The sequence below is a fragment of the Oleiphilus sp. HI0066 genome, from assembly GCF_001635725.1.
Genome location: NZ_LWFH01001024.1, coordinates 1 through 4,280, shown reverse-complemented (window position 1 = coordinate 4,280; position 4,280 = coordinate 1). Strand labels below are relative to the sequence as shown.

Annotated in this window: 5 protein-coding genes; 3 read left to right on the top strand and 2 right to left on the bottom strand. The window is 44.5% G+C overall.

Annotated elements, in window-relative coordinates:
- Positions 1 to 13: 13 nt before the first annotated feature.
- The 3 genes from A3738_RS12355 (at position 14) to A3738_RS12345 (ending at position 2,310) form a co-directional block, all read left to right on the top strand.
- Positions 14 to 709 carry an electron transport complex subunit E gene (locus A3738_RS12355; protein WP_068763613.1) on the top strand — a complete coding sequence of 232 codons (696 nt, stop codon included), beginning with the start codon at positions 14 to 16 and terminating at the stop codon, positions 707 to 709.
- 73 nt (positions 710 to 782) lie between these two features.
- Positions 783 to 1,970 (top strand): hypothetical protein, encoded by a 1,188-nt coding sequence (locus tag A3738_RS12350; RefSeq protein WP_068503191.1) that lies wholly within the window; start codon positions 783 to 785, stop codon positions 1,968 to 1,970.
- Positions 1,971 to 2,106: 136 nt separating this feature from the next.
- Positions 2,107 to 2,310, top strand: a complete 204-nt coding sequence (locus A3738_RS12345; RefSeq protein WP_068482850.1) for a hypothetical protein — start codon at positions 2,107 to 2,109, stop codon at positions 2,308 to 2,310.
- Here A3738_RS12345 and A3738_RS12340 read toward each other — a convergent pair.
- Both A3738_RS12340 and hemB read right to left on the bottom strand, forming a co-directional pair.
- Positions 2,307 to 3,086 carry a DUF4344 domain-containing metallopeptidase gene (locus A3738_RS12340; protein WP_197469163.1) on the bottom strand — a complete coding sequence of 260 codons (780 nt, stop codon included), beginning with the start codon at positions 3,084 to 3,086 and terminating at the stop codon, positions 2,307 to 2,309. The two genes, A3738_RS12345 and A3738_RS12340, sit on opposite strands and share 4 nt — an antisense overlap.
- Before the next feature lie 13 nt (positions 3,087 to 3,099).
- On the bottom strand, positions 3,100 to 4,107 hold the full coding sequence (gene hemB / locus A3738_RS12335; RefSeq protein ID WP_197472560.1) for a porphobilinogen synthase: 1,008 nt from the start codon (positions 4,105 to 4,107) through the stop codon (positions 3,100 to 3,102).
- Positions 4,108 to 4,280: the final 173 nt, after the last annotated feature.

The window sequence follows — 4,280 nt, the reverse complement described above, 5'->3', positions numbered from 1 at the left end:
GAATTTAACTGAAATCAAAACCCTAAGTAAGAATGGTCTCTGGTCTAATAATCCAGCAATCGTTCAATTACTCGGTTTGTGCCCGCTGTTAGCCGTAACAGGAACCGTCGTCAATGCGATTGGTCTTGGCTTAGCAACGATGCTGGTATTGTTGATGTCGAATATCGCGGTGTCTTTGATTCGGAACTATGTGAACGACTCTATTCGCCTTCCTGCTTTCGTAATGATTATTGCTTCGCTCGTAACTTGCGCGGAGCTACTCATGCAAGCCTTTACCTATGAGTTGTACCAGATTCTAGGCATTTTCATTCCGTTAATCGTAACTAACTGTGCGATTTTAGGACGTGCCGACGCCTATGCTAGTAAGAACAATCCACTTTTCGCCGCAGTTGATGGCTTTATGATGGGCTTAGGATTTCTCATCGTGTTGGTTCTTTTGGGCGCGGCACGCGAAGTGATTGGCCAAGGAACATTATTTAGCAACATGCACCTCATTTTCGGTGACATGGCGCATGCTTGGGAGATTACACTTGTCGATGATTACAGTAACTTCCTGTTTGCGATATTGCCTCCGGGAGCCTTCGTCGGCATGGGTCTAATCATCGCCCTGAAAAACTGGATAGACACAGAAGTTGAGCGCCGAAAAGTGTCCAATACAGAGCAAATAAAGGGCTCAAAACGCGTTCGAGTAACAGGAAATATTTCCTAAATTTCTATTTTGAGCATTCCCAAAATCTTGTACTAGACTTGCTTCCACATTAAGTCAGTAGAGATGTTTTTTGATGGGTGCACAAAAAGTCGTGTTTTTTCACGCTGCAGGACGCGATAGCTCGAGCTACGGCGAGTTAAATGAACTCGAAGGATCACTGCATCTCACACTTCCTACCGACACAGCATCATTAAGCTCAAATGACGATGTTGTGAAAGGCATTGCGCATCATCCGCACGCCATTCTTTTCGATATCGTCGAAAACGTTGACTACCACGCTCTCATTGACCATCTAGAGCAGAGCTTCCCCGAAAACACCCCAACAATGCTGGGCTTTATCGATGATTCACTAGAGCAGAAGCCCTGTAACATGTTAACCACCTTGCCTTTGGATAGTTATATCGGACACAACTGGGAAAAAAAGCGGGTGGAAAATAAGCTTCAGTCGTTTGTGAAGCTAAAAAAACATAACCAAGAACTTCAAGATCAATTAAAAACAAGCACTGATACTGCATTAACAGCAATGCGGGCAGCATCAGAAATTGGCTTACTAATGCAATTAGTCGAATGGTTGCAAGAATCGAGCAGCATCGATGATGTGGCAAACGCTCTGTTCCGACTATGCAACAGCATGGAGTTGTCGACCTATACCCTAATTCTCGACAACAACGAACGACATTATTACCCAGAGGGCGCTGTTCACGAGGCCGCTAAAAAGATTCTTGATGAAGCGATTACAACGGACATTCGTGTTCTTTCAAAGAATCGCATTTTAGTTTTCAAACTCGAATATCTTGTTATGGTTGTGACAAATGCTCCTTGGGAAGATCAAGAAAAGTACGGTCGATTACGCGACATTCTGTTGCAAGGCTCAGCTCTGGCTGAAGCAAAAGCCCGAACCATCGCCGTCAATAACTTGATTAATAGTCAGCATGACCAAGTGAATTCAATTATGGATTTAATCAAATCGGTCTCGGCAGAAACTCAGATGTATGCGCGCGATATTATGAAGAATCTATCGGACGAGTTACACATCGCCGCGATGACTTTAGATCTCACAGAAGAACAAGAAGCGAAGCTGCTGCAACTCTCAAGTGAAGCCTTTGATTCAATGGAAGTGCTCTATCAAAATAGCGATGCCTTAGAATTGCACTTTCATAGTCTAATCAGCTCGATCACAGCGGTAGAAGCATTAACAAAAAATGTCGTCACAAAATCTGAACCAGAACCACCAAGTGACGACGACGTAGAACTCTTCTAGGCTCTTTTTAACATTGTTTACAGCATTCGCTGACAACCATGTCACGTTCATCTCATTACACGCTTGCCGTGCTTTACCCCTGTTTGTAGGATAGCGCTCTCGAAAGCTAACTTATTTATAAGGGAATGTTTCTTCGATGAAGAAGTTGATCATCACCAGTCTTGTGGCCATGACTGTTTTGTTTAGTGGCTGCTCATCATTTCAAAAAGAGCGCGATCTTGAATTGTATCTAGTCGGTGCTGCACTCACTTATGCGGCGGGCAAACACATTTGTCGAACAAGTAACCACGATGAAAAGTGTGGTCTTGGCGCAGCTGCAGCTTTCGTTATCTGGTATTAAGAACCACTTTCTTGTGAAGCGCGAGGTTGAGCCAGCCAGCGCTTCAAAAGCGATTTATCTTGCAGATAAGGCTCTAGCGCTTTCGACCAAAAGTTCATTCCTGCTTCATATTGTCCTTGGCATAAGCCATCACTACTCGCCACGCGAATACCTTGAGCATCATAAGCTTGCATAATGCAAAGCACTTGGCTTAATCGGTACTCATCCGCCGCAAACTCATTTTTGAATCGCTGCGCCTCAATTGATGCGACAGCACGATCAATTAGCAAAAACTCTTCTGCAGCATCTAGTAAATAGTCTTGGCCGACACGTTCATCGTTGAGCAAAATGATGGTTGCCAAGGCATCAACTCGCTCGGCCTCCCAGCCGGTAATGCGCAATGACTGCTCAACTGAAATCGCACGAATTAGCTCCACTAAAAAATAGAACTGTAAGGTTGTATTAAAAATAGTGTTCTGTACTTCTGGCTGATGTGGAAAGCGCGCTTGTAGATCATCATTCACGCGATAGAGATTAGATAGGGGCAGATAAACACGACGCTCACTTTGCTCATAATAGGCATAGGGGCGCGCCGACACTTCTATCCTAATAGGCTCGTCTAACGACAATTGCTTAGTGACAAAAGACTCTATTGGTAAAGAGAAGTCGTCAAAAATACGCTCGTTTAGGCGGCTATAATCTAAAGCGTATGCAGGCTCGCTCCACGAGATTAATGCATTCTCATCAGCCAAAACTGGTTTGGCAAAAAGCAATACAAACAGAAGAGTGAGCCGCATAAACATCATCATGCTAACCGTTTAATAATCTAGCAGCGTCTTTTGCAAAGTACGTCAGAATGGCATCGGCACCAGCACGTTTGATACACAATAAAGATTCCAAAATCATTTTGTCGCGATCTAACCATCCGTTTTCAAATGCTGCCATATGCATCGCATATTCGCCGCTCACCTGATACACAAAAGTCGGCACACGCAACTCAGTTTTAACGGCTTGTACCACGTCTAAATACGGCATGCCTGGCTTAACCATCACCATATCGGCTCCTTCTTCCAGATCTAAGGCCACTTCATGAATCGCTTCTTGCAAGTTAGCAGGATCCATTTGATAGGACTTTTTATCCGCTTTACCAAGATTTGCTGCTGAGCCAACCGCGTCTCGGAAGGGTCCATAATAGGCCGATGCATATTTCGCCGAGTAAGCCAAAATAGAAGTATTTACATGACCCGCTTCTTCTAATGCTTCACGCACAGCAGAAATACGACCATCCATCATGTCCGACGGCGCTACAATGTCCGCACCAGCTTCTGCATGAGATAAAGCTTGTTTCACTAATGCTTCGACCGTTTGATCATTTAGCACATAGCCATCCTCGTCTATCAAACCGTCTTGGCCATGGCTAGTAAAAGGATCTAAAGCAACGTCGGTAATGACCGCAAGTTCTGGAGTGGCATTTTTCAAAGCACGGACAGCCCGTTGGGCTAAGCCATCAGCATTCCATGCTTCTTTTGCACAATCAGACTTTGCCGATGGAGGCGTCACTGGGAACAACGCGACAGCTGGTATGCCTAAAGCAACTAGCTCTTTGGCTTCTTCGACCAGAAAATCGATACTGACACGCTCAACACCTGGCATGGATGGTACAGCCTCGCGCTGTTGTTCTCCTTCAATCACAAACATCGGATAGATCAGATCAGAAGCTTGCAAAGTATTCTCTGCAACTAAACGTCGGGTTGAATCTTGAGCACGCAAACGACGCATACGAGTATTAGGAAACTGTCGTGATAGCGAAAAAGCCAAAAGTAACTCCAAAAACTAGGTAATCGGTGATAGGGCTATGCCTATTGAACTAAGCTGATTATAGTAAGTCTTATCTCGCTGAGCATCCACTAAGTAAGAGCATTTCATGTCGGTCAAAAAACTCATTCTCATTATTTCCATCGCGGCTGCTTTTGTCGTGTTTTACAGCCTTG

Coding starts and splice junctions, on each gene's coding strand:
- A3738_RS12350 (WP_068503191.1), top strand. CDS start 783: ATGGGTGCACAAAAAGTCGTGTTTTTTCACGCTGCAGGACGCGATAGC.
- A3738_RS12345 (WP_068482850.1), top strand. CDS start 2,107: ATGAAGAAGTTGATCATCACCAGTCTTGTGGCCATGACTGTTTTGTTT.
- A3738_RS12340 (WP_197469163.1), bottom strand. CDS start 3,086: ATGCGGCTCACTCTTCTGTTTGTATTGCTTTTTGCCAAACCAGTTTTG.